The sequence below is a fragment of the Serratia sp. BIGb0163 genome (assembly GCF_024809935.1).
GTDB lineage: Bacteria > Pseudomonadota > Gammaproteobacteria > Enterobacterales > Enterobacteriaceae > Serratia > Serratia quinivorans.
This window is the reverse complement of the sequence record NZ_JANUDZ010000001.1, coordinates 1,949,212-1,973,664: the sequence shown is the minus strand read 5'-3', so window position 1 is coordinate 1,973,664 and position 24,453 is coordinate 1,949,212. Positions and strand designations below refer to the sequence as shown.

30 protein-coding genes are annotated in these 24,453 nt (G+C 57.5%); 16 read left to right on the top strand and 14 right to left on the bottom strand.

The genetic code is table 11. From position 1 onward, the window contains the following. Positions 1–145: 145 nt before the first annotated feature. From cheY to M2406_RS09460, 5 genes are all read left to right on the top strand, one after another. The gene (gene cheY, locus M2406_RS09480; RefSeq protein ID WP_012145701.1) at positions 146–535 is read left to right on the top strand and encodes a chemotaxis response regulator CheY; all 390 of its coding nucleotides are present in this window, start codon (positions 146–148) and stop codon (positions 533–535) included. 11 nt (positions 536–546) lie between these two features. Continuing rightward, a complete protein-coding gene (gene cheZ / locus M2406_RS09475) occupies positions 547–1,191 on the top strand; it encodes a protein phosphatase CheZ (RefSeq protein ID WP_012145700.1) in 645 nt (214 codons plus the stop codon). Between the two features lie 176 nt (positions 1,192–1,367). Next, complete coding sequence (gene flhB / locus M2406_RS09470) at positions 1,368–2,519, top strand: flagellar biosynthesis protein FlhB (protein WP_017893234.1); 1,152 nt, start codon at positions 1,368–1,370, stop codon at positions 2,517–2,519. Beyond that, positions 2,512–4,590, top strand: a complete 2,079-nt coding sequence (gene flhA / locus M2406_RS09465) for a flagellar biosynthesis protein FlhA (RefSeq protein WP_017893233.1) — start codon at positions 2,512–2,514, stop codon at positions 4,588–4,590. Before flhB ends, flhA begins: the two co-directional genes overlap by 8 nt. Continuing rightward, positions 4,590–4,994 (top strand): flagellar protein FlhE, encoded by a 405-nt coding sequence (locus M2406_RS09460; RefSeq protein ID WP_259189739.1) that lies wholly within the window; start codon positions 4,590–4,592, stop codon positions 4,992–4,994. The genes flhA and M2406_RS09460 overlap by 1 nt, the downstream gene beginning before the upstream one ends. A 4-nt stretch (positions 4,995–4,998) precedes the next feature. Here the strand turns inward: M2406_RS09460 and M2406_RS09455 are convergent, their stop codons facing one another. From M2406_RS09455 to flgA, 4 genes are all read right to left on the bottom strand, one after another. Continuing rightward, positions 4,999–5,301: a DNA-binding transcriptional regulator gene (locus tag M2406_RS09455; protein ID WP_259189738.1), complete on the bottom strand. Its 303-nt coding sequence runs from the start codon at positions 5,299–5,301 to the stop codon at positions 4,999–5,001. Between the two features lie 317 nt (positions 5,302–5,618). Continuing rightward, entirely contained in the window at positions 5,619–6,053 is a 435-nt protein-coding gene (locus M2406_RS09450; protein ID WP_017893231.1) for a flagella synthesis protein FlgN, read from the bottom strand. A 46-nt stretch (positions 6,054–6,099) separates the two neighbouring features. Beyond that, entirely contained in the window at positions 6,100–6,426 is a 327-nt protein-coding gene (gene flgM, locus M2406_RS09445; RefSeq protein WP_012145694.1) for a flagellar biosynthesis anti-sigma factor FlgM, read from the bottom strand. Between the two features lie 122 nt (positions 6,427–6,548). Continuing rightward, positions 6,549–7,202: a flagellar basal body P-ring formation chaperone FlgA gene (gene flgA / locus M2406_RS09440; protein ID WP_112364482.1), complete on the bottom strand. Its 654-nt coding sequence runs from the start codon at positions 7,200–7,202 to the stop codon at positions 6,549–6,551. Positions 7,203–7,362: 160 nt separating this feature from the next. On the opposite strand from flgA, the gene flgB reads away from it, so the two are divergent. The 11 genes from flgB to flgL all read left to right on the top strand — a co-directional run bounded on the left by flgB (position 7,363) and on the right by flgL (position 17,517). After that, positions 7,363–7,776: a flagellar basal body rod protein FlgB gene (gene flgB, locus M2406_RS09435; protein ID WP_012145692.1), complete on the top strand. Its 414-nt coding sequence runs from the start codon at positions 7,363–7,365 to the stop codon at positions 7,774–7,776. 5 nt (positions 7,777–7,781) lie between these two features. Beyond that, the gene (gene flgC / locus M2406_RS09430; RefSeq protein ID WP_012145691.1) at positions 7,782–8,186 is read left to right on the top strand and encodes a flagellar basal body rod protein FlgC; all 405 of its coding nucleotides are present in this window, start codon (positions 7,782–7,784) and stop codon (positions 8,184–8,186) included. Positions 8,187–8,198: 12 nt separating this feature from the next. Further along, the gene (flgD, locus tag M2406_RS09425; RefSeq protein ID WP_012145690.1) at positions 8,199–8,876 is read left to right on the top strand and encodes a flagellar hook assembly protein FlgD; all 678 of its coding nucleotides are present in this window, start codon (positions 8,199–8,201) and stop codon (positions 8,874–8,876) included. Positions 8,877–8,946: 70 nt separating this feature from the next. Continuing rightward, complete coding sequence (gene flgE, locus M2406_RS09420) at positions 8,947–10,170, top strand: flagellar hook protein FlgE (protein ID WP_012145689.1); 1,224 nt, start codon at positions 8,947–8,949, stop codon at positions 10,168–10,170. A 12-nt stretch (positions 10,171–10,182) separates the two neighbouring features. Further along, the gene (locus M2406_RS09415; protein ID WP_259189736.1) at positions 10,183–10,938 is read left to right on the top strand and encodes a flagellar basal body rod protein FlgF; all 756 of its coding nucleotides are present in this window, start codon (positions 10,183–10,185) and stop codon (positions 10,936–10,938) included. An 18-nt stretch (positions 10,939–10,956) separates the two neighbouring features. Beyond that, positions 10,957–11,739: a flagellar basal-body rod protein FlgG gene (flgG, locus tag M2406_RS09410; protein WP_012145687.1), complete on the top strand. Its 783-nt coding sequence runs from the start codon at positions 10,957–10,959 to the stop codon at positions 11,737–11,739. Positions 11,740–11,811: 72 nt separating this feature from the next. Then, the gene (gene flgH / locus M2406_RS09405) at positions 11,812–12,513 is read left to right on the top strand and encodes a flagellar basal body L-ring protein FlgH (protein WP_012145686.1); all 702 of its coding nucleotides are present in this window, start codon (positions 11,812–11,814) and stop codon (positions 12,511–12,513) included. Positions 12,514–12,523: 10 nt separating this feature from the next. Further along, a complete protein-coding gene (locus tag M2406_RS09400; RefSeq protein ID WP_259189734.1) occupies positions 12,524–13,624 on the top strand; it encodes a flagellar basal body P-ring protein FlgI in 1,101 nt (366 codons plus the stop codon). Then, a complete protein-coding gene (gene flgJ, locus M2406_RS09395) occupies positions 13,624–14,580 on the top strand; it encodes a flagellar assembly peptidoglycan hydrolase FlgJ (protein ID WP_112364486.1) in 957 nt (318 codons plus the stop codon). Before M2406_RS09400 ends, flgJ begins: the two co-directional genes overlap by 1 nt. Before the next feature lie 272 nt (positions 14,581–14,852). Next, complete coding sequence (gene flgK / locus M2406_RS09390; protein ID WP_259189730.1) at positions 14,853–16,499, top strand: flagellar hook-associated protein FlgK; 1,647 nt, start codon at positions 14,853–14,855, stop codon at positions 16,497–16,499. 58 nt (positions 16,500–16,557) lie between these two features. After that, a complete protein-coding gene (flgL, locus tag M2406_RS09385) occupies positions 16,558–17,517 on the top strand; it encodes a flagellar hook-associated protein FlgL (RefSeq protein ID WP_012145682.1) in 960 nt (319 codons plus the stop codon). Between the two features lie 422 nt (positions 17,518–17,939). Here flgL and sra read toward each other — a convergent pair whose 3' ends face one another. From sra to fliJ, 10 genes are all read right to left on the bottom strand, one after another. After that, positions 17,940–18,071 carry a stationary-phase-induced ribosome-associated protein gene (gene sra, locus M2406_RS09380; protein ID WP_017893223.1) on the bottom strand — a complete coding sequence of 44 codons (132 nt, stop codon included), beginning with the start codon at positions 18,069–18,071 and terminating at the stop codon, positions 17,940–17,942. Between the two features lie 367 nt (positions 18,072–18,438). Then, positions 18,439–19,221, bottom strand: a complete 783-nt coding sequence (fliR, locus tag M2406_RS09375; RefSeq protein ID WP_012145681.1) for a flagellar biosynthetic protein FliR — start codon at positions 19,219–19,221, stop codon at positions 18,439–18,441. Positions 19,222–19,223: 2 nt separating this feature from the next. Then, a complete protein-coding gene (gene fliQ / locus M2406_RS09370) occupies positions 19,224–19,493 on the bottom strand; it encodes a flagellar biosynthesis protein FliQ (RefSeq protein ID WP_012145680.1) in 270 nt (89 codons plus the stop codon). A gap of 12 nt (positions 19,494–19,505) precedes the next feature. Continuing rightward, positions 19,506–20,330 carry a flagellar type III secretion system pore protein FliP gene (gene fliP / locus M2406_RS09365; protein WP_259189727.1) on the bottom strand — a complete coding sequence of 275 codons (825 nt, stop codon included), beginning with the start codon at positions 20,328–20,330 and terminating at the stop codon, positions 19,506–19,508. Further along, a complete protein-coding gene (gene fliO, locus M2406_RS09360; RefSeq protein ID WP_259189726.1) occupies positions 20,327–20,737 on the bottom strand; it encodes a flagellar biosynthetic protein FliO in 411 nt (136 codons plus the stop codon). Before fliO ends, fliP begins: the two co-directional genes overlap by 4 nt. Then, the gene (gene fliN / locus M2406_RS09355; RefSeq protein ID WP_012145677.1) at positions 20,737–21,150 is read right to left on the bottom strand and encodes a flagellar motor switch protein FliN; all 414 of its coding nucleotides are present in this window, start codon (positions 21,148–21,150) and stop codon (positions 20,737–20,739) included. The genes fliO and fliN overlap by 1 nt, the downstream gene beginning before the upstream one ends. Beyond that, positions 21,147–22,148 (bottom strand): flagellar motor switch protein FliM, encoded by a 1,002-nt coding sequence (fliM, locus tag M2406_RS09350; RefSeq protein ID WP_012145676.1) that lies wholly within the window; start codon positions 22,146–22,148, stop codon positions 21,147–21,149. The genes fliN and fliM overlap by 4 nt, the downstream gene beginning before the upstream one ends. A gap of 5 nt (positions 22,149–22,153) precedes the next feature. Further along, positions 22,154–22,639, bottom strand: coding sequence for a flagellar basal body-associated protein FliL (gene fliL, locus M2406_RS09345; protein WP_017893219.1), 486 nt, complete (start codon positions 22,637–22,639; stop codon positions 22,154–22,156). Between the two features lie 136 nt (positions 22,640–22,775). Beyond that, positions 22,776–23,999 (bottom strand): flagellar hook-length control protein FliK, encoded by a 1,224-nt coding sequence (locus M2406_RS09340; RefSeq protein ID WP_259189725.1) that lies wholly within the window; start codon positions 23,997–23,999, stop codon positions 22,776–22,778. Beyond that, the gene (fliJ, locus tag M2406_RS09335) at positions 23,996–24,442 is read right to left on the bottom strand and encodes a flagellar export protein FliJ (RefSeq protein ID WP_012145673.1); all 447 of its coding nucleotides are present in this window, start codon (positions 24,440–24,442) and stop codon (positions 23,996–23,998) included. The genes M2406_RS09340 and fliJ overlap by 4 nt, the downstream gene beginning before the upstream one ends. Between the last annotated feature and the right edge of the window lie 11 nt (positions 24,443–24,453).

The following is a 24,453-nucleotide window of genomic DNA, read 5'->3' as shown; positions in this document are numbered from 1 at the left end:
CCAGTCACTTACTTAAGTAAGCTCCTGAGGATGAACGAGCTGGGCGCCTAGCTGCAACTCGAAATTCATAGGGTATATAGAGGAGTTATAGCGAACAGCTGCCGTCAGGCTGGCTGTTTTTTGGGATCGTTTAATGGGAGTAAAAATGGCAGATAAAAGCCTCAAGTTTCTGGTGGTCGATGATTTTTCCACTATGCGTCGCATCGTCAGAAACTTGCTGAAAGAGTTGGGATTCAACAACGTTGAAGAAGCCGAGGACGGCGCGGACGCACTGAACAAACTTCGTGCCGGTGATTTCGACTTTGTGGTCTCCGACTGGAACATGCCGAACATGGACGGCCTGGAGCTGTTGCAAACCATTCGTGCCGACGGCGCGTTGGCGAGCATGCCGGTATTGATGGTCACGGCGGAGGCCAAGAAAGAAAACATTATCGCGGCGGCGCAGGCCGGTGCCAGCGGTTACGTGGTGAAACCTTTTACGGCGGCAACGCTGGAAGAAAAGCTCAACAAGATCTTTGAAAAACTGGGCATGTAAGGAGAGGGGCGATGAGAGACATTCCAATGCCTGCCAGCGATGCGGCAACCGCGGGAGAGATTATCTCCCGCATTGGCCAACTGACGCGCATGTTGCGCGACAGCATGCGCGAACTGGGGCTTGATCAGGCGATCGCCCAGGCGGCAGAGGCAATCCCGGATGCACGCGATCGTCTGGATTACGTGGTCACCATGACGGCGCAGGCAGCGGAACGGGCGTTGAACTGTGTGGAAGCCGCGCAACCGCGTCAGGCGTCGCTGGAATCAGAGGCCAAGGCGTTAAAAGGCCGCTGGGACGACTGGTTCGCCGATCCGATTGAGCTGGACGATGCGCGTGAACTGGTCACCGACACCCGTCAATACCTGGAGCAGGTGCCGGAGCATACGTCATTCACCAATGCCCAGTTACTGGAAATCATGATGGCACAGGACTTCCAGGACCTGACCGGTCAGGTGATCAAACGCATGATGGACGTGGTGCAGGAGATTGAAAAGCAGTTGCTGATGGTGCTGATGGAAAATATCCCAGAACAGCCGGCGAAAGAGAAAAAGCCAAACGACAACCTGCTTAATGGCCCGCAGCTCGACCAGAACGGTGCCGGTGTGATCGCCAACCAGGCGCAGGTGGACGACCTGCTCGACAGCCTGGGCTTCTGAGGTTCTCTGGGGCGCGGCTTTGCTGCGTCCCAGGTATCAGAAAGGGTCTTAACGCTGGGTCATTCACTCATCCCGCAAATAACCCGTCTTTTTCCCCGCTGTTCCATCAATGAAATCCGCGATTTTTTGGCATGCTGGCGGCAATTTTATTCCCTCCCGGCACAGGAAGCGCATCCGTGGCTGAAGACAGCGATCTGGAAAAGAGCGAGGCCCCCACACCCCACCGGGTGGAAAAGGCGCGCGAAGATGGCCAGATCCCGCGTTCGCGCGAGTTGACGTCGGTGTTGATGCTGGTGGCGGGCTTATCGATTATCTGGGTGGCTGGCAGCAATATGTCGCAACAGTTGGCGATGATGCTGACGCAGGGCCTGAATTTCGATCACAGCATGGTCAGCAACGATAAACAGATGCTGCGCCAACTGGGGATGCTGTTACGTCAGGCGGTATGGGCGCTGTTGCCGGTGATGGCAGGATTGACGCTGGTGGCCATCACCGCGCCGATGCTGCTCGGCGGCCTGCTGCTCAGTGGCAAATCGCTCAAGTTCGATTTAAAGCGCATGAATCCGCTGTCCGGTCTGAAACGGATCTTTTCCAGCCAGGTATTGGCGGAGCTGCTGAAGGGCATCCTGAAGGCGACGCTGGTGGGCTGGGTCACCGGTTTATATCTGTGGCACAACTGGGCGGCGATGCTGCATCTGGTAACGCAACAGCCGCTCGACGCGCTCGCTAATGCGCTGCAGATGATCATCTTTTGCGGCTTGCTGGTGGTGCTGGCGCTAACGCCGATGGTGGCGTTTGACGTGTTTTATCAGCTGTGGAGCCACTTCAAAAAGTTGAAGATGACCAAGCAGGACATCCGCGACGAGTTCAAGGACCAGGAGGGCGATCCGCACGTCAAAGGGCGTATTCGCCAACAGCAGCGTGCCATCGCCAGGCGGCGCATGATGGCCGATGTGCCCAAGGCCGATGTTATCGTCACCAACCCAACCCATTACGCCGTCGCACTGCAGTACAACGACAAAAAAATGAGCGCGCCCAAGGTGCTGGCCAAGGGTGCCGGCGAAATTGCGCTGCGTATCCGCGAACTGGGTATGGAACACCGCATCCCGATGCTGGAGGCACCGCCGCTGGCGCGTGCGCTGTATCGACACAGCGAGATTGGACAACACATTCCCGCCACCCTGTATGCCGCCGTGGCCGAAGTTCTGGCCTGGGTTTACCAGCTAAGACGCTGGCGGCGCGAAGGTGGGCTGATCCCGAAAAAACCTGAACGTTTACCGGTGCCGGAAGCACTGGATTTTGCTGGAGAAAGTGACACTAATGGCTAATTTGGCCGCCCTGCTTCGTTTGCCGGGCAGTTTTAAAGATACGCAGTGGCAGGTATTGGCCGGCCCGATACTGATTCTGATGATCCTGTCGATGATGGTGCTGCCGTTGCCGGCATTTATCCTCGATCTGTTGTTCACCTTCAATATTGCCTTGTCGATCATGGTGCTGCTGGTAGCGATGTTTACCCAGCGCACGCTGGAATTTGCCGCATTCCCCACCATCTTGCTGTTCTCGACCTTACTGCGCCTGTCGCTCAACGTGGCGTCGACGCGCATCATCCTGATGGAAGGGCATACCGGTTCAGCCGCTGCCGGGCGTGTGGTGGAAGCCTTCGGCCACTTCCTGGTGGGCGGTAACTTCGCCATCGGTATTGTGGTGTTTATCATTCTGGTGCTGATCAACTTTATGGTTATCACCAAGGGTGCCGGACGCATCGCCGAAGTAGGCGCGCGTTTTGTACTGGACGGCATGCCGGGTAAGCAGATGGCGATCGATGCCGATCTCAACGCCGGCTTGATCGGTGAAGAAGAGGCGAAAAAACGCCGTTCTGAAGTTACGCAGGAGGCCGACTTCTACGGCTCGATGGACGGTGCCAGTAAGTTCGTTCGTGGCGATGCGGTCGCCGGCCTGATGATCATGATACTGAACGTGGTCGGTGGTCTGCTGGTCGGGGTGATCCAGCACGGGATGGAAGTGGGTACGGCAGCGGAAACCTATACCTTGCTGACTATCGGTGACGGCCTGGTGGCGCAGATCCCGGCGTTGGTTATTTCGACCGCGGCCGGCGTTATCGTGACCCGCGTGGCAACCGATCAGGATGTCGGCGAGCAAATGGTCGGGCAACTGTTCAACAATCCGCGCGTAATGTTACTCAGTGCCGCCGTGCTCGGCCTGCTTGGCATGGTGCCGGGGATGCCGAACCTGGTCTTCCTGCTGTTCACCGCCGCTCTGTTGGGGTTGGCCTGGTGGCTGCGTGGGCGCGATCAGCAAGCTCCCAAAGAGCAGGAAGCGCCTATAACGCAGGACAACCCGCAGGCGGTAGAAGCCAGTTGGTCTGACGTGCAGTTGGAAGATCCGTTGGGGATGGAGGTCGGTTACCGATTGATCCCGATGGTAGATTTCCAGCAGAACGGCGAACTGCTTGGCCGTATCCGCGGCATCCGTAAAAAGTTCGCGCAGGAGATGGGTTACCTGCCGCCGGTGGTACACATTCGCGACAACCTCGAATTACCGCCAGCCAGTTACCGTATCCTGATGAAGGGAGTAGAAATCGGCAGCGGCGAAGCCCAACCGGGACGTTGGCTGGCGATTAACCCAGGCAACGCGGTGGGTGAATTGGCGGGGGATAAAACCACCGACCCGGCGTTTGGGCTGGAAGCGGTATGGATTGACAGCGCGCTGCGTGAGCAGGCGCAGATCCAGGGCTTTACCGTGGTAGAAGCCAGCACCGTGGTGGCGACCCATCTGAATCATCTGATTGGTCAATTCGCCAGCGAGCTGTTTGGTCGACAGGAAACGCAGCAGCTGTTGGATCGTGTAGCGCAGGACATGCCGAAACTGACTGAAGATTTCGTGCCGGGCGTGGTGACGCTGACCACGTTGCACAAGGTGTTGCAGAACCTGCTGACGGAGCGAGTTTCGATCCGCGATATGCGCACCATTATTGAAACGCTGGCGGAGCATGCACCGACGCAAACCGATCCCTATGAACTGACCACCGTGGTGCGGGTCGCGTTGGGACGAGCGATCACCCAGCAATGGTTCCCGGGCAACGGTGAAATTCAGGTCATTGGTCTGGACACCCAACTTGAGCGCTTGTTATTGCAGGCGTTGCAGGGCGGTGGCGGTCTGGAACCGGGGTTGGCGGATCGTCTGCTGGAGCAGGCCAAACAGGCGTTGCAACGTCAGGAAATGTTAAGTGCGCCGCCGGTGCTGTTGGTGAACCATGCACTGCGGGCCTTGCTGGCACGTTTCCTGCGCCGTAGTTTGCCGCAACTGGTGGTGCTGTCTAATCTGGAAATCAACGACGACCGTCAAATCCGCATGACCTCGACCATTGGGGCCGCATAATGAAATACAGCATGGCGATAATCTGCCTGTTGGTTCCGCTGAGCCTGCAGGCGGCGTCCGGTTCCTGGGTAGCCGACAGCGTGGGTGCCACGCTGGAACATGGCGGGGAGCGGGGAGAGTCACCGGGGCTGCGTGCACCCAACGAGTTACCGAATGCCAATGCGCGTATAACCAGCGTCAGTTGGCGTTACCGGTTGCTGGCCACCGAACCGGCCGGTATGCAGGTGCAGCTTTGCAGCTTGACCCGCTGCATTGCGCTGAGCGGCGGCAGTGGCAGCAGCACCGGGTTACAGGGCGAACCGGCCAACGCCGAGCTGCGTTTTGTCTACTATGTGCAGGCGCGGGGCAGTTTGAACCCACCGCTACGGGTGATCAGCAATCAGGTGATTGTCAATTACCAGTAACGGTCTAGGCGAGGATCGCCAGACCGTTGCGATCGACCAGCGAAAGAAGTTTCATGGCGGCGGAGTTGGGCACGGCTTCGCCACGCTCCCATTTTTGCACCGCCTTTTTGCTGACGTTCAGATGCAAGGCAAACACCGGCTGGCTGACGTTTTCACGCTCGCGCAGGGCGCGGATGTCCGCTAGAGTATATTGTTTGACCGGGCGTAAACACAGCATGTCGAAGGTGCGCATGGTGCCGGCATCAACAAATCCTGCCTGATGCAGTTCTTGGACTTCCTGATGGATCTCAGCAAGGATCTTGCTCATAGGTCAGTCTCCTTAACCTCTTGTCATTAACCAACTGATAAAGCCTGAAAGGCGAATAGTCCAGATAAAGGTAGATATCGATCATTCACTCCCCCTCAGAAATTATCCCCTTATAGGGTATAGATTAAGTGATTTAAAAACCAACACAGGGTGGGGGAACGGCATGGGAGAGGACAGGCGGAAATGCCAGGTTTGCGTAGTGTTACGAATACAAAATTAGAGGGCTGGATAAAGTGGCAATTGAAGTGCGAGTTATCTCGCAGTGGGGGAGACACACCCGGCGGAACGGTGAAATGACCGGGTGAGGTTTCGTTGATTTAAACGCCGATTTTTCGCCCCAGCAGGCTGGCGTTACGCGACTGGCCATCCGGGCCGTACAGCGATTTGTTTTGCTTGCTCAGGATCGCCAGCGCCTGGGCGTTGTGATCGATCTGCTGATTGAGCAGCATGCCGTTATGCTGGTTTTTTTCCCGCAGCAGTTGGCTGAGCGACTGTACCCGTTGCCAGGCGTCTGCCAGGCGCGGATGAGCGGAATAGGGGGCTTGTTGCCCCAATGCACTTTCCAATTTCAGTCGCTGCTGTTCCAGGTAGTTTACCGTAGCCAGCAGTTGGCTCTTGGCGTCGGTGGCACGTTGCAGTGCCACGCCGGGCAATTGGCCGGAGCACAGCAAATGATGTTCTTCCGCCAGCACCGTATCCAGCGCTTGCAGGGTTTCCAGCAGCTTATTAATCAGTTGCGCCAGATTTTCCATTACGATAAATCACCTTTCAAAGAGTTCCGGATGTTTAACCTGGTGGTCAAACCTTTGGCGATGGGTTGCCGTTCGACATCCACTGGGCATCGCTTTGCACGTCCTGCAGCAATGCATCGGCAATTTTGCCGGCATCCATTTTCAGTTCGCCGTTGCGGATCGCCTGTTTGATGGCGTCCACCCGGTTCATATCAATATCCTGCGTTCCCGGTTGCATCAGGCGCGCTTGCGCGTCGCTCAATTTTACCTGGGTGCCGCTGACGGCGCTTTCCGTCTGGGCGGTTTTACGTGGCTGAAGTTGATTCTCCGCCGGCGTCTCACGCGCTTGCACCGTGGGAACGGGTTGCAGCCGCTGGGTGCGATCGATACTCATGGTCAATCTCCATCAATGCCGTCACCTGGCAGGCAATGGCTGATATTTTTTGTGGCCCTGGCGGCCAATAAAATACTGCTTATGATTTTGTTATCGGCAAGGTTTGATAAACCTTTACTTATTTATAGGGTGATGCGAATAGCTCCGTCGTCACCGACAATACCGTTAACAATTTGCCCGGAGGCCATGCGCACGCGGACGCTATCTTCTGTGGCGGCGTTGTTCATCGCCTTGCCCGATCCGCTGATGTTAAATCCGTCCCCCTGTGCGGTCACCTGCACTGCCTGACCGGCCTTGACCGCCCAGGCGCGGCGCAGCATGGCCAGGTTCAGAGGCTGGCCGGGGCTGATATTACGCAGGCTGACGGCCCCAAGTGCCTTGCCGGCCTCGGTCAGCGTGCGGGGTGGCAGGGTGTCGAGCCGACCGGTCTTCAACTTGATATCCGCCGCCGTCAGCTTGCTGCCGGCACTGATGCCGCGTGCCGACACCAGGTATTTGCCGATCACCTGAACCTGGGTCTGGATGAAACGCCGTTCCTGACCACAGCGCGCCGAAATACTGATGTTACCCCAACGGCGGGCATTGGAGGCGAGAGACAGCTGTGGAAATTCGCACGCTGGCCACAGGGCCGCAGGCGTGCGCACCAGCACTTTAACCTGTACCGGACTGCCGCTGAATTGGCTGGTGACGAAGCTTTCAATCTGCGCCGCCAGATCCTCGGCCCGTGCGTTCAGGCTGCACAGCAGCGCTGCCAACAGCAGCATTCTACCTTTCATCTTCGCTTCCACCACAACCATCAGGATACGCGTAAGTGTACCCGGACTGCGTTCAGGCTAAGCAGATAAATAGCGACGCATTTTGCTCTTATTCCCACGATAGGCTGGCACAAGGGGCGTTTATGCTGTCGGCTCCAAATTCTAACCTCGCGGAGGGAGCATGATCGACAAACTGGACGCTGCTCTGCGCTTTGGTCAAGAGGCGCTGAACCTGCGCGCCCAGCGGCAGGAAATTTTGGCCGCCAACATCGCCAACGCAGACACCCCGGGTTATCAGGCGCGGGATATCGATTTCGCCGGCCAATTGAACAAGGTGCTGGAACAGGGCCGCGTCAGCGGCAGTGGCATTGCGCTGAACATGACGTCTGCGCGCCACATTCCGGCGCAGAACATGCAGCCGCCACAGCTCGACTTGCTGTTCCGCGTGCCGGATCAGCCGTCCATGGACGGCAACACGGTGGACATGGATCGCGAACGTACCAACTTCGCCGATAACAGCCTGAAATATCAGACCGATCTGACGCTGATCAACGGTCAGATCAAAGGGATGATGTCAGTGTTACAACAAGGATAAGGCGCATGTCGCTACTGAATATTTTTGATATCTCCGGCTCGGCGCTGTCCGCACAGTCGCAACGCCTGAACGTCAGCGCCAGCAACATGGCCAACGCCGACAGCGTCAGCGGCCCGGACGGCCAGCCTTATCGCGCCAAACAGGTGGTGTTTGAAGTCGCCAGCGCGGCCGGGCAGCCAACCGGCGGCGTACGCGTAGCGCAGGTGGTCGACGACCCCGCTCCGGAGCGCCTGGTTTATCAGCCGGGCAACCCGCTGGCGGACGGCAAAGGCTATGTCCGGATGCCGAACGTGGATGTGGTGGGCGAAATGGTCAACACCATTTCCGCCTCCCGCAGCTATCAGGCCAACGTCGAGGTGCTCAACACCACCAAGTCGATGATGATGAAAACCCTGACGCTGGGTCAATAACCGGAGCTTGCCATGGCCATTGCCGCAACCACCACTGAATCGCTGGATAACAGCGTCATCGGTGCCAACGCCAAAAATAACACCAGCCAGGATCTGAACAACAGCTTCCTGACGCTGCTGGTGGCGCAGTTGAAGAATCAGGATCCGACCAACCCGATGCAGAACAATGAGCTGACCAGCCAATTGGCGCAGATCAACACCGTTCAGGGCATCGAGAAACTCAATACCACGCTGGGCTCGATTTCCGGCCAGATCAACAGCAATCAGTCACTGCAGGCCAGCGCCCTGATCGGTCACGGCGTGATGGTCCCCGGCAGCAATATTCTGGCCGGCAGCAAAGACGGCAAGGTCAGCACCACGCCGTTTGGTCTGGAACTGGAGCGTGCGGCCGATTCGGTGACCGCCACCATTACCGACGCCACCGGTAAAGCGGTGCGCACTATCGAACTCGGCGGCCTGACCGCCGGGGTGCATTCGTTTAGCTGGGACGGTTCGATGACGGACGGCACCGCCGCACCTGACGGAGCCTACAGCTTCACCATCAACGCCAAGGGCAACGGTGAGCAGTTGGTGGCGCGCAGCCTGCACTTTGGCATGGTCAACGGCGTTATCCGCGATGCGAACGGCGCGAAGCTGGATCTGGGCCTGGCGGGCAGTACCACGCTGGAAGAAGTCCGCCAAATTCTTTAATACGATTTTTTATTTCACTCATTCACAGGGCGTTATCGGACGATAGCCTAAACATTATTCGGAGAATGACATGGCCTTTTCTCAGGCAGTAAGCGGCTTGAACGCAGCAGCAACCAACCTGGACGTGATCGGTAATAACATCGCTAACTCCGCCACTTCCGGTTTTAAATCAGGCACCGTTTCCTTTGCTGACATGTTTGCCGGTTCGCAGGTCGGGCTGGGTGTCAAGGTTGCGGGCATCACCCAGAACTTTAAGGGCGGCACCACCACCGGGACCAGCCGTGCGCTGGACGTGGCGATTTCCGGCAACGGTTTCTTCCGCATGCAGGACCAGGACGGTGGCGTTTTCTACAGCCGTAACGGCCAGTTCAAACTGGATGAAAACCGTAACCTGACCAATATGCAGGGCCTGCAGTTGACCGGTTATCCGGCTGCCGGTACGCCGCCGACCATTCAACAGGGTGCCAACCCGGTGCCGCTCAGTATTCCTGAAGGCATGATGAACGCCAAGGCGTCCACATCAGGCACCATGGTAGCCAACCTGAAGTCCACCCATAAGGTACCGGACAACAAGACCTTCGATCCGGCCAAGCAGGATTCTTATAACTACGTCAACACCATCACCGCCTACGACTCATTGGGTAATGCACATAACATCAATGCCTATTTCGTGAAGACTGACGAAAACAAGTGGCAGGTGTATACCCAGGATGGCTCCGCTGCGCCTGTCGATGCCGGCACCATGACCTTCGATACCAGCGGCAACCTGACAGGTACCACCAGTAAACAAGGCACCGCCGCCGAGTTCAGTATGCTGGTCCCGATGTCCGCCAAGGACGGTGCTCCGGCGCAGAACCTCAGCCTGAGCTTTGCCAAGAGCATGCAGCAGAGCGTTAGCGCAGATTCGGTCAGCAAGGTGTCGCAAGACGGCTATGGCGCCGGTGAGTACACCAATTTCCAGATTAACAACGACGGTACGGTCGTGGGCATCTATTCCAACCAGCAGACTCAGGTGCTGGGGCAGATTGTGATGGCCAACTTCTCCAACCCGGAAGGCCTGTCCTCGCAGGGCGATAACGTCTGGCAGGAAACCGGTGCATCGGGCCAGCCGCGTGTGGGTATTGCGGGTGGTGGTGGCTTCGGCAAGTTGACCAGCGGGGCGCTGGAAGCCTCCAACGTCGATCTGAGCCAGGAGTTGGTGAATATGATCGTCGCCCAGCGTAACTACCAGTCGAATGCCCAGACCATTAAAACGCAGGATTCGATCCTGCAGACGCTGGTCAGCCTGCGCTAATAGGATTGATTTATGGATCACGCGATTTATACCGCGATGGGCGCGGCGCGGCAGACGCTGGAGCAGCAATCGGTTACTGCCAACAACCTGGCTAATACCTCGACGCCGGGTTTCCGTGCTCAGCTTTCGGCGCTGCGTGCGGTGCCGGTAGACGGACCAAGCCTGCAGACGCGCACGCTGGTTACCGCGTCAACGCCGGGTGCCGACATGAGCCAGGGGGCGCTGAACTATACCGCGCGCCCGCTGGACGTGGCGTTGCAACAGGACGGTTTTCTGGCGGTCAGCCTGCCGGATGGCGGCGAAGCCTACACCCGCAACGGTAATCTTCAGATTTCCTCCACCGGGCAGTTGACGGTGCAGGGCAGGCCGGTAATGGGCGATGGCGGGCCGATAGAGGTGCCGCCGTCGGCGGAGATCACCATTGCCGCCGACGGTACCATCTCGGCACTGAATGCGGGCGATCCGCCGAATACCCTCGCACAGATTGGTCGGCTGAAACTGGTCAAGGCCGACGCGCGCGAAGTGATGCGCGGCGATGACGGTCTGTTCCGTCTGACGCCGGAAACCCAGCAGCAGCGCGGTAATCAGTTACCAAACGACCCATTGGTACGGGTCATGCCGGGCGTGCTGGAAGGCAGCAACGTCAAACCGATGGAAACCATGGTTGACATGATCGCCAACGCCCGCCGGTTTGAAATGCAGATGAAAGTCATCCACAGCGTGGATGAAAATGAACAGCGCGCCAACTCGTTGTTATCACTGAGTTAAGCAGCAAGGAAATAACCCATGATCCCATCTTTATGGATTGCCAAAACCGGTCTGGATGCGCAGCAGACCAACATGGACGTGATTGCCAACAACCTGGCCAACGTTAGCACCAACGGCTTCAAACGCCAGCGCGCGGTATTTGAAGACCTGCTGTATCAGACCATGCGCCAGCCGGGTGCTCAGTCCTCCGAGCAGACTACGCTGCCGTCCGGTTTGCAGATTGGTACCGGTGTGCGTCCGGTGGCCACTGAGCGCCTGCACAGCCAGGGCAATCTGTCGCAGACCAATAACAGCAAAGACATCGCCATCAAGGGGCAAGGCTTTTTCCAGGTGATGATGCCGGACGGCACCCTGGCTTACACCCGCGACGGTTCGTTCCAGAGAGATCAGAATGGCCAACTGGTGACGGCCAGCGGCTTCCAGGTGCAGCCGGCAATCATCATTCCGGCCAATGCCCTGAGCATTACCGTGGGTCGCGACGGCATTGTCAGCGTCACCCAGCAGGGCCAGACCGCGGCCCAGCAGGTGGGCCAGCTGACGCTGACCACCTTTATCAACGACAGCGGCCTGGAAAGCATGGGCGAGAATCTGTACCAGGAGACCGAAAGCTCCGGCGCACCGAACGAAAGCACACCTGGCTTAAACGGCGCCGGCCTGCTGTATCAGGGTTATGTGGAAACCTCCAACGTCAACGTGGCGGAAGAGTTGGTCAATATGATCCAGACTCAGCGTGCTTATGAGATCAACAGCAAAGCGGTATCGACTTCCGATCAGATGCTGCAAAAACTGACTCAACTGTAATTGACGGGCGCGGCAGCGCCCGTAACCCTATTTTGTGAAACAAAGGCGATACCCGTGGTAATCACAACTCTGATGGCAAACGTGCCGCCGCAAGGCAAACGCTGGTTGGCGGCGATGGTGATGCTGACGCTGGGCGGCTGTGCTTATATTCCGCATAAACCTTTGGTGGATGGCACGACCACGGCGCAACCGGCTCCGGCGGGCGCACCGGTACCCAACGGCTCGATTTTCCAGACGGTACAACCGATGAACTACGGCTATCAGCCCCTGTTTGAAGATCGCCGCCCGCGTAACGTGGGTGACACCCTGACCATCGCGCTGCAAGAAAACGTCAGCGCCAGCAAAAGTTCTTCCGCCAATGCCAGCCGCAACGGTGCCAGCAAGTTTGGCGTTGCCACGGCGCCGCGCTATCTCGACGGCCTGCTGGGCAATGCGCGTGCCGATATGGAGATGTCCGGCGACAGCACCTTCGGCGGCAAGGGCGGAGCCAATGCCAACAATACCTTTAACGGCACCATTACCGTCACGGTCAATCAGGTGCTGGTTAACGGCAACCTGCACGTGGTGGGCGAAAAACAGATCGCCATCAATCAGGGCACCGAGTTCATTCGTTTCTCCGGGGTAGTGAATCCGCGCACCATCAGCGGCAGTAACTCGGTCACTTCCACTCAGGTGGCAGATGCGCGCATTGAATACGTCGGTAACGGCTATATCAACGAGGCGCAGACCATGGGTTGGTTGCAACGCTTCTTCTTAAATGTCTCACCGTTCTAAGGATTGACCGATGCTGAAAAAATTACTGCTTACGCTGTGGATTGGGCTGGTGTGTTTACCGGCAACGGCGGAGCGCATTCGCGATCTGGTCACGGTGCAAGGCGTGCGTGATAACGCGCTGATCGGTTACGGGCTGGTGGTGGGGCTGGATGGTTCCGGTGACCAAACCATGCAGACGCCGTTCACCACCCAGAGCCTGAGCAATATGCTGTCGCAGTTGGGGATCACCGTGCCGCCGGGCACCAATATGCAGCTGAAAAACGTGGCGGCGGTGATGGTGACCGCCAGGCTGCCGCCGTTTTCGCGTACCGGACAGAATATTGACGTGGTGGTGTCCTCAATGGGCAACGCCAAGAGCCTGCGCGGCGGTACCTTGCTGATGACGCCGCTGAAAGGCGTTGATAACCAGGTTTACGCACTAGCGCAGGGCAACGTGCTGGTGGGCGGTGCCGGTGCCTCGGCCGGCGGCAGCAGCGTACAGGTCAACCAACTGGCCGGTGGCCGCATCAGTAACGGGGCCACCATTGAACGCGAACTGCCAACCACTTTCGGTGCCGGTGGCGTGATTAATCTGCAACTGAACGATGAGGATTTCACCCTGGCGCAGCAGATCAGCGATGCCATCAACCGCCAGCGCGGTGGTGGCACTGCCTCACCGTTGGACGCCCGCACTATTCAGGTATTGGTGCCGCAGGGCAACAGTTCACAGGTGCGTTTCCTGGCGGAGATCCAGAACATTAACGTCAGCGTCGGGGCGATGGATGCCAAAGTGATCATCAACTCACGCACCGGGTCGGTAGTGATGAACCGCGATGTGATCCTGGATTCTTGTGCGGTGGCACAGGGCAATCTGTCGGTGGTGGTCGATCGGCAAAATACCGTCAGCCAACCAACGACGCCGTTTGGCGGCGGGCAGACCGTGGTGACGCCAAATACCCAGATTTCGGTGCAGCAGCAGGGCGGTTCGCTGCAGAAGGTTAATGCCAGCGCCAATCTGAATAACGTGATCCGCGCGCTCAATGCTCTGGGGGCGACACCGATCGATCTGATGTCGATCCTGCAGGCAATGCAAAGTGCCGGCTGTCTGCGTGCCAAGTTGGAAATCATCTGATGGCCGGCGATCTGATGGCGATGTCGGGTGCCGCTTATGATGCGCAGGCGCTAAACGGGCTTAAGCGTGACGCGGCGAGCGATCCGCAGGGCAATCTGAAACAGGTGGCGCAACAGGTTGAAGGCATGTTCGTGCAGATGATGCTGAAAAGTATGCGTGCCGCGTTACCCAAGGACGGGGTGCTGAGCAGCGATCAGTCGCGGCTCTATACCTCAATGTATGACCAGCAGATTGCCCAGCAGATGTCACAGAAGGGGCTGGGGATGGCCGACATGATGGTTAAGCAGATGAGCAATGCCAACGCGGTGCCGAGTGAGACCGCAGGCATGTCGCCAATGGCGCTTGACCTTCTTTATCAGGACAGTGAGGTGCTGCAAACGCTGCCAAATCAGGCGCTGGAGCAAATGATCCGTCGTGCGGTACCGAAAGCGCCTGCCGCGTCGCCGCTGTCGCTCAATAACGGCAACTTTGTCGCCAGGTTGTCCATTCCGGCACGGGTTGCCAGCCAGCAGAGCGGCATTCCGCATCAGTTGATTGTGGCCCAGGCCGCGCTGGAGTCGGGCTGGGGCCAGCGTGAGATCCCGACCGCCAACGGTTCGCCGAGCTACAACCTGTTTGGCATCAAGGCCGGCAGCAGCTGGAGCGGGCCGGTTACCGAGGTCACAACCACCGAGTTTGAGCAGGGGGCCGCGAAGAAGATCAAGGCGCAGTTCCGGGTATACGGCTCTTACGTTGAAGCCATTGCCGACTACGTCAAGCTGTTGACCAATAACCCACGCTACGCCGAAGTAGCCAATGCGCGCAGCCCCGAACAGGCGGCACATGCGTTGCAGAAGGCCGGTTACGCTACCGATCCGCAATACGCCAACAAGCTGGTCAGCGTGATCCAGCAGATGAAAAACACCGGCGAGCAGGTGGTTAAGGCTTATACCCATGACCTGAAGGATCTGTTCTAAATCCCCGTCATTCTTGACGCTGCAGCTGTGTTGGCTGCACAAGCTCACCCCGGTCACTTGGCAGACCAAGCTTCCGGGGACTCCCTTGCTGGCCGCCGTGCTGCAACGCCAATTATTTTGGGGATTTGCGAATGTCATAAATCATGAATAGGGCTAGCAATTTGCTATCAAGTTTCCCCGCTTTTTGCCGATAACCAACACAGGCTGGGTGAACGACTCAGCAGATTAATTGACTTCTGTGGGCCAGCGGCGCCGCAGCAAAAGGAACTTTTATGTCCAATAGCTTAATCAATACCGCGATGAGCGGGCTGAATGCGGCTCAGGTGGCGCTCAGCACCGTCAGTAACAACATCTCCAATTACAACGTGGCGGGCTATAACCGCCAAACGGCAATTCTGGCGCAGAATGGCGGTATGAGTACCATGAATGGTTTTATTGGCAACGGCGTTACCGTCACCAGCGTCAACCGCGAATATAATCAGTTCATTACCAACCAACTGCGCGGCGCGCAGAGCCAGGCCGGGGCGCAGAACGCCTATTTCGAGAAAATTTCGCAGATCGATAATCTACTGGCCAGTAAAACCAATACCCTGTCGACCAACATGCAGGACTTCTTCAGTAACCTGGAGAATCTGGTCAGCAACGCCGGTGATGACGCAGCGCGTCAAACGGTGCTCGGCAAAGCCAATGGTCTGGTCAATCAGTTCAATAACACCGATAAATATCTGCGAGATATGGACAGCGGCGTTAATCAGCAGCTCAGTGATAGCGCGACGCAGATCAACAGCTATAGCCAGCAGATTGCCAAACTCAATGATGAAATCACCCGCCTGCGCGGCAGTGGCGGTGAGCCGAATGCCTTACTGGATCAGCGCGACCAGTTGGTCACCGAGCTAAACCAGGTGGTGGGGGTGCAGGTGACCCAGCAGGACGGCGATGCTTATACGGTCTCTTTCGCCAACGGCCTGACCCTGGTGCAGGGTAACAACGCCTACCAGGTTGAAGCCATCCCCTCCAGCGGCGATCCTGCCCGTTTGACCATCGGCTATAACCGCGGCAACGGTGTCAGCGAAGTGCCTGAAGGGCAAATTACCAGCGGCAGCGTTAGCGGCGTGTTGAAATTCCGCACGGAATCGCTGGATGGCGCTCGCAACCAACTGGGGCAGTTGGCGCTGGCGATGGCCGACAGTTTTAACCAGCAACACCGTGCAGGGTTTGATCTCAACGGCGATGCCGGGACCGACTTCTTCAACTTCGGTGGCGGGCGCGTGGTGGACAACAGCCGCAATACCGGCGATGCGACGCTGTCGGTGTCCTACACCGATACCGGCAAGGTGAAAGCCAATGACTACCGGGTAGAATTTGACGGCAGCAACTGGCAGGTGAGCCGTCTGCCGGACAACGTGAAGGTGAATGCCACCGCGGGTACCGATGCCGATGGCAAAGCGACGTTAAGTTTTGATGGCCTGAAGGTCGGCATCGAAGGTAACGCGCAAAAGAACGACAGCTTCACCGTGAAGCCGGTCAGTGACGTAGCGGGCAGCCTGAAGGTCGCCATCACCAACTCTTCAAACATCGCCGCTGCCGGTAAGGACGACAGCGGCCGCGGCGATAACGAAAACGCCAAAAAGCTGCTCGATCTGCAAACCAAGAAGCTGGTCGACGGCAAGGCCACCTTCAGCGGTGCTTACGCCAGCATGGTTAGCAGTGTCGGTAACCAAACGGCATCGGCCAAGGTTTCGGTGACCTCACAGAACAATATCGTCAAGCAGCTGACTATCCAACAGCAGTCGGCTTCCGGCGTTAACCTGGATGAAGAGTACGGTGAACTACTGCGTTTCCAGCAGTATTACATGGCTAATGCGCAGGTGATCCAGACCGCCAGCTCGATGTTTGATGCGTTACTGAATATCCGTTGATTTTCATTTTAACCGGGGCCGCATTGGCTCCGGTCACCGATTTTGAGGAATCTGCACCATGCGTATGAGCACCAGCATGATGTACCAACAGAACATGTCCGGTATTACCGACAACCAATCACTGTTTATGAAGGCGGCACAGCAGCTTTCCAGCGGTAAAAAGGTCAGTAATCCGTCCGACGATCCGCTGGCGGCATCGCAGGCGGTGATGCTGGCTCAGTCCCAGTCGGAAAACACCCAGTATGCGCTGGCGCGGACCTTTGCCCGCCAAAGCGTGTCGATGGAAGAGACGGTGCTGGGCGGGGCAACCAGTACCATCGCCGATATGAAGGCGCTGATCGTCAATGCCGGCGGCACCGAAAGCGATAATGACCGCGATTCGCTGGCGACCCAACTGCAGGGGCTGAAAGACCAACTGCTCAACCAGGCCAACAGCACTGATGGCAACGGCCGCTACATGTTTGGCGGCTTCGTCAATGACAAGCCCCCGTTTGTCGATAACGGCGGTTCAGTCAGCTACGCGGGCGGTAACAAGGCCGTTGAGCAGAAAGTGGATGCCAACCGCACCATGACCATTGGCCATACCGGCGATACGGTGTTCATGTCATTGACCAGCAACCCGAAGCCGGAGCCGGACGGCAGCGCGCCGGTTTCTAACGTGTTTGAAAGCATTGATATCGCGCTGAAGGCGTTGAAAACCCCCTTGAAGGATGCTGACGACGCCACCAAGCAACAGGTGAACGATGCGCTGGCCAAGGCCAACCGTGGCCTGGACAACTCCTACAACAAGGTGCTCAGTGTGCGTGCCGAACTGGGTAACCAACTGCAGGAAATGGATACGCTGGACAGCATTGGCAAAGATCGCGACATGATCAACCAAACGCAGATGAGTGCGCTGGTGGATGCCGATCTGGCCGAGTCAATTTCCAGCTACTTTATGCAGCAGGCGGCCTTGCAGGCGTCGTATAAAACCTTCGGTGATATGCAGGGGATGTCGCTGTTCCAGATGAACCGCTGATACCCGTCGTCTTTCAAGCTGCAGCGTTGTTACCTGCACTCACACACCCCAGTCACTTACTTAAGTAAGCTCCTGGGGATGCGTGAGCTGGGCGCCTAGCTGCAGCATGAAATCCATAGGGTATGTTAATGAAACATCTCCGTTAGTTAGGGCGCAGCATGCAGCGCGCCTACAGAATGAATGGCAATAATAAACATCCGTTGTGAAGTCATGGCGGGTCACTAATTGGGTGTGCTTAGAAAACTCTATCTCTGTAGAGCATTCTTGAAACCGGGCGCACTTTTTTGGCACGTCACTCTTTCCCCCACGAAGGTTCGAGTGACGTGCTTTTTTTTCGCCTGATTTAACGTCGGGAAACGTTAAAATATTTAGACGGGAAGGGGAATAACACCATGGGCTATATTTTATTTATAGCATGGCTGTTATTTTTTCTTTTTCACCATGGTCCACTTTTCACCGTTCGGCGAAGAGGATAGTGAAATTTGAATACGGTTGGTTGCCCAGTGCGCCATGCCTAAGGCTCTGCGTGCTCTTCGGTTGGTTTTCGCTTTCATTTCTGTGCTCCTGAGGGTAGAGGTAAAACCGCAGATAATAAATATGCCTGTCCCGCCGGCTGACCCCGGTGAGAAAGTATTTTTATCCCTGCAGATGATGGATGTCAGAGTTTTTATTTAACTTCCCTGTGCGTTATTTAATATTTAAATTCACTCCTTTATTTTATTTTTCGACGGCTGTTTTTACTGATGGCTTTATATTTAACAAGGCCATTCTAAGGTGGGTATTTTATTATTCAAGGCAATAACAATAATCGAAGCCAAATCGTGTTAATTTGGTTTTTTCAACTTTTTATAGCGAGAAAGGGGTTTTACTGCCAGTTTGTCCGGCGAGGTGCGGCCGTTAAGCCGCACTAATGGGGTAACGCTAGGGGGTCATGCTGCCAATCACATCGGCCAGCCTGTCGAAGAACTCACCGAACAGGTGCTCACAAAACGGCGCCAGCATCGGCATCATCATGCCAATGGTCATAATGCCGATGGTCATGGTGACCGGGAAGCCGATGACGAATACCGACAGTTGCGGCGTCATACGGTTGAGCAGGCCGAGCGCCATGTTCAGCGTCAGCAACAGGCAAATCAGCGGCAGCGCCAACATCATACCGTTGATGAAAATCAGCGAACCGGCCTGGGTCAGTGCCAGAAAACCGTTGCCGTTGAGCGGCTCGGCCTGGATAGGCAGGGTATGGAAGCTGTCGACCAGCAGGGAAATCAACCACAGATGGCCGTTAAAACTGAGGAACAGCAGCATTGCCAGCAGGTTGAGCAGCCGCGCCAGCACCGGGGTGTTCGGCCCGCCGCTGGGGTCAAAGAAGGTGGCGAACGACAGACCCATCTGCATGCCGATCACTTCGCCGGCCAGGCGTATTGCCGCGAAGGCGAACTGCATGGTCAGCCCCAGCGCCACGCCGATCAGGATTTGCTGGGCGGCCAGCCATAACCCGGCGGCGGAGAAGATAGGGACGGTACTGACGGGTAAACCAGGGGCGATCAGGATCACGATCAGTCCGCCCAGACCGATCTTCACCTTCTTGCTGATTTGTTTTTCGCTGAACACCGGCGCGGTGCTGATCAGCGCCAGAATGCGCAACAGCGGCCAGAAATATTGGCTAAGCCAGACGCCGAACTGCGCGCTGTCAAATGTCAGCATGGTTAACCAATCAGATTCGGCAGGTTGGTGAACAGCGTGCGCATATAGTCCAGCAGCAGGTTGAGCATCCAGGGGCCGGCAATCACGATGGTGGCGACCACCGCCAGAATTTTGGGGATAAACGACAACGTCATTTCGTTGATCTGGGTGGCGGCCTGCAGCAGGCTAACCACCAGACCGCTGATCAAGGCAGCGAGCAGCATCGGGGCCGCCAGCGCCAGCGCCACTTTCATCGCTTCGGTGCCCAGCGCCATTACGGATTCAGGGGTCATCGGCGGCTCCGGTTATGAATAGAAACTTTGTGCCAGCGAGCCAAGCAGCAACTGCCAGCCATCCACCAACACAAACAACATCAGTTTGAACGGCAGCGAGATAGTTGCCGGGGGCACCATCATCATCCCCAACGCCATCAGCACGCTGGCGACCACCAGATCGATAATCAGGAACGGAATAAACACCGTGAAGCCAATTTGGAATGCGGTTTTCAGCTCGCTGGTAACGTAAGCCGGCAGCAGAATACGCATCGGCACCGCTTCCGGCCCGGCCAGTGGCGGCAGGTTGGCGAGCTTGGCGTACAGGGCCAAATCGGTTTCACGCGTCTGGCGCAGCATAAATTCGCGCAGTGGCTGCGAGCCTTTATCCATTGCCACGTCCAGGCTGATTTTGTCCTGGCTGAACGGCAGGTAGGCATCCTGATAGACCTTGTCGAATACCGGCGACATGATGAAAAAGGTCAGAAACAGCGCCAGACCCAGCATCACCTGATTCGGTGGAGCGGAGGGGGTACCCAGCGCGTTGCGCAATAGCCCGAGTACGATGATGATACGGGTGAAACTGGTCATCATCAGCAGCATCGCAGGCAGGAAACTGAGCGAGGTCAGCAGCACCAGCGTTTGCACCGGCAGCGACCAGCTTTGGCCGCCGCCCGCCAGTGGTTGGCTGATAAGCCCAGGTAATTGCGCGAAAGCCGCTGGGCTTGCCAGCAGCAGGGCAGTGGCCAGGAGGTGTTTTCCCCTCACCCGGCAGGAGAGGGGGAAGATGGTGGCCTTCTGGCAATCCGCGCTGAGGGGGGCAATAGCCGGGGATGCCGATTGTTGAGTGTGAGTCATGCCGATTTTTCCGGACGTTTCAGAACTTTTTGCATCAGTTGGCGAAAATCAGCCGGCGCTGCGTTGTCGCTTGTGCTGCTATCTTGCGCTGGCGCAGGGACAGGCATGGTATGCAGCGGGGTGATTTGCTGGGCGGTGACGCCCAGTACCAGCAAGGTGTTGTCCACCTCGACCACCACCACGCGCTCACGCTGACCGACTTGGCAACTGGCCCGCAGGTTTAACAGCTTGCTGTTGCGTGCCTGTGGGGCGAACCCCAATCGGCGAAACAGCCAGCCGGCCAGCAGGATCAGCAGCAGGATCCCGCCGAGTGCGGTACTGACCTGCGTCAGCACCGAACCGGCCGGTAACGCCGGCGTGGCGGGTTGCAAGGTGCCCTGACCGGGCGCGGTGGCGTTTGGGTTCATCAGCGGCTCAGGCGGCGCATACGTTCGGATGGGGTAATGATGTCGGTGATGCGCACGCCGAACTTGTCGGCCACCACCACCACTTCGCCCTGGGCAATCAGATAACCGTTGATCATGATATCCAGGGGTTCACCCGCCAACCCGTCCAACGCCACGACAGAGCCTTGCGACAGGCGCAGCAGCTCCTTGATGGTCATTTTGGTGCGGCCCAGTTCGACGGTCAGTTTGACCGGGATATCCAGGATCAGATCGATATCCTGCAGGCTACCGCTGGCATCCTGCGGTTCCAGCGATTTGAATACCGCGTCGCTGGCAGAGGTTTTGTCGGTGGCAAGCTGCTCGTTAAACGCGTCAGCCCACAGGTCGTCCACGGATTCCTTTCCTTCGCCAGACGGTTGCTTAGGATCACTCATTTGGGCTGTTCCTCACTCAGGGCATTCAAAATAGGGTTAATCAAATGTTCAACACGCAGGGCGTACTGCCCGTTTAACGTGCCGTATTGGCTGGTTAGCACCGGTACGCCATCCACGTGGGCGATCAGGCGATCCGGTTTATCAATCGGTAATACGTCACCCGGCTGCAGCTTCAGGATTTTTGACAACCGCATCGGGATATCGACGAAGTTGGCAATCAGCTCCAGTTCGGAATGCTGCACCTGTTTCACCAGCGTTTCGCGCCAGTGGCTGTCCTCCTGCCGTGAATTTTCCAGCGGCGGGTTGGTCAGCAGTTCGCGCAGTGGCTCGATCATCGCGAACGGAATACAGATGTTGAATTCACCGCTCAGCGCGCCGATCTCCACCTGGAACGGCGTGGTGACCACAATGTCATTCGGCGAAGTGGTGATATTGGTGAATTTCACCTGCATTTCGGCGCGCACGTATTCCACGTTGATCTTGTAAATCGCGCTCCAGGCATCACCGTAAGCATCCAGCGCCAGACGCAGCATGCGTTTGATCACCCGCTGCTCGGTGGGGGTGAATTCACGGCCTTCCACTTTGGTCGGAAAGCGGCCGTCGCCACCGAACAGGTTATCGACCGCGATAAACACCAGGCTCGGCGCGAACACGAACAGCGCGGTACCGCGCAGCGGGTTCAGGTGCACCAGGTTGAGGTTGGTGGGCACCGGCAGGTTGCGGGCAAATTCGTGGTACGGCTGAATTTTGATCGGGCCGACGGTAATGTCCGGGCTGCGACGCAGCAGGTTGAATAACCCCATGCGGAACTGCCGGGCAAAACGTTCGTTGATGATTTCCAGCGCGTGCAGACGCTCGCGCACCACGCGGCGCTGGGTAGTCGGATCGTACGGCTTGACCTCGCTCTCGTTGCTGGTGACCGCGACGGGTTCATCTCCCGCGCTGTCGCCGTTGAGCAAGGCGTCGATCTCTGCCTGTGAAAGAATGCTGTCGCCCATAGTGATTACCGCAGTATGAAGGCGGTGAACAGCACGTCGCTGACCACCTGCTTCGGTTGTCCTTTAACCAGCGGCGGGCTAAGTACGTCCTTAATCTGCGCCACCAATTGCTGTTTCCCTTGTTCACTGCTCAACTGGCCCGCCTCCTGACGGGACAGCAGCATCAGCAGACGGCTGCGCACCTCCGGCAGAAAATCGTTCAGTTGGCGGCGGGTGTTCTCGTCCGGCAAGCGTAATGTCAGGCCGATGTACAACACGCGATCGGGGTTGTTATCCGGCGTCATCAGATTGACGGTAAAGGTGTCCAGCGGCATAAACACCGGTGCGGCCGGAGGTTGCGGTTTGTCTGCGGGCTGTGCGCCATTCTGGTGCTGTTTAAGCTGCCACCAGCTGTAGCCGGCTGCGCCGCAGGCGAGCAGGGTAATCAACACCAGCAGGTAAGCCAGTAGCGGACGTTTTTTTGAGGCTGTTGGAAGGGAGTTCTGAGACATTGCTAAGCCAAATTCCTGTTTTCTGCGTACATGAAAACCGCACGCATGACATGTAGCGGTATTATCCCGTCTATTCCGGCGTGCAATAGCCAGAATAGGCGGGGAAAAGCGTGCCAGCTTGGGCGTTTGCGCTCAGTCAGGCGAAAATATCAACGCCGCTGACGGCTCGAGCCATCGCCTGCAATGCCTGTGGAGCACTGAGGGCCTCTGCGCCCGGTTCGTTGCCGGCGTGGCTATCGCGATAACCTGGTTGGCCCTGTTGCCCGGCGTTTTGTTGTTGCGCCTGTTGCCCCTGCGACATGGACTCACTGCCAACGCTGCTTTGTCCCAGATTGATGCCGCTCTCTGCCAGCGCATGGCGCAGTTGCGGCATGGCGGCTTCCACGGCGGCACGTACCTGACCGTGGGCGGAGGCAATATGCAACAGCGCCTGGCTGTCATCGAGCTTGAGGGTGATCTGCAATGCCCCCAACTCCTGCGGATGCAGGCGCAGTTCTGCGCTTTGCTGACCGTTGCGATGGAACATCAGTACCTGCTGATTCAACGCCTGTTGCCACTCGGGGCTGCCAAGCTGAGCATTTAGCTGTGGCGTCGGCGGGGCGGTAACCAGCGAAGAGGCTGGAGCGGCTGCCACCGTCGGGCTGGAGACAGGCGGTGTCATCAGGTGATTGACCGGCGCCTGCGTATCGGCGCCGAATTTCAATGCGGTAGCATCCGGCTTATCCTGAGTGGCCGCCGTCTTTTGTGGCGCGTCGCTGCCGCTTTCCGTGCTGAGAGGATCTGTGCTCAGGGTCGGCGGGTTTTTCTGCGTGTCCGTTATCGGGCTACCGGAGGCGTCCGAGGGGCGGCCCAGCGTGGCGCTCAGCACAGCTGCGGGTTGTGTCGTACCCGGTTCGCCTTCAATGCTCAGTTCCCCGGCGCCCGCCGCGGTGGCCGGCATCACCGGCGTTACGGCGATCGGTAACATGGCAAACAGCGCCTGTAAGGTGGCCGCGTCGATTTCACCGGCGGGGCGCAGGGCCGTATTTTCCGCAGTTTGATCTTTCAGCGCCTCTTCCCCCGGCGCGACGGCCGCCTGCTGACCGCTGCTTAATAGCGAGGGTGCCAAAAGTCCATCTCGTTCGCCGAAGGTGGCCAGTAGCTGGGTGAGTTGGTTGCGGCTCAGCGGCGCGGAGTCCTCGTCGGCACTCAGCGTCATCGGCGACAGCTTGCCTGTAGCCTTATCGGCCGGCAACACACGTGCGCCGAGCAGTTGAGCAAAGGCGGACGAAAGAGAGGATTCATCCAGCGGCAACTGCGCGTCCGGCAGTACTCCGCTGTCGCCTGGGGTCGACAGACCTGACAATAGGTTGAGGTTCATGGGTGGATATTCCTTTGTGCACTGCGTTGAGCAAACTCATCCATCAGTTTTTGATCCCGTTTATTCTCCAACTGCAGCTGCGCACTTTGAGCACGGGTATGCAGGGTTTCGAAGGCATTCAGCCGTTGCTGTTTGTCCTGCCAGTGTTTCACGGCGCTCTCGACCTTTTCCCCCCACTGCGTCAGTTGCTGGCGATGCTGGGTGATGGCCTGCTCCAGCGTGCCGATAAACTGCTGGTAGTTCTGCCAGTTGGACGATTCCATACCGCCGCTCAGTTGATTATTCAGCTTCTGGCGGTACTCATCCTGATAATTGAGCAGCATGGAAAGCTGCTGCTCTGCCGCCTGTTGTGCCTTACGCACCTGGCCCAACTGCTGCGTCGCCTGTTCCACTGCGTCCTGCGCCAAATCGCGCAGGGTAATCAGGGGGGACTGTGATTTCATCGGATTTTCGC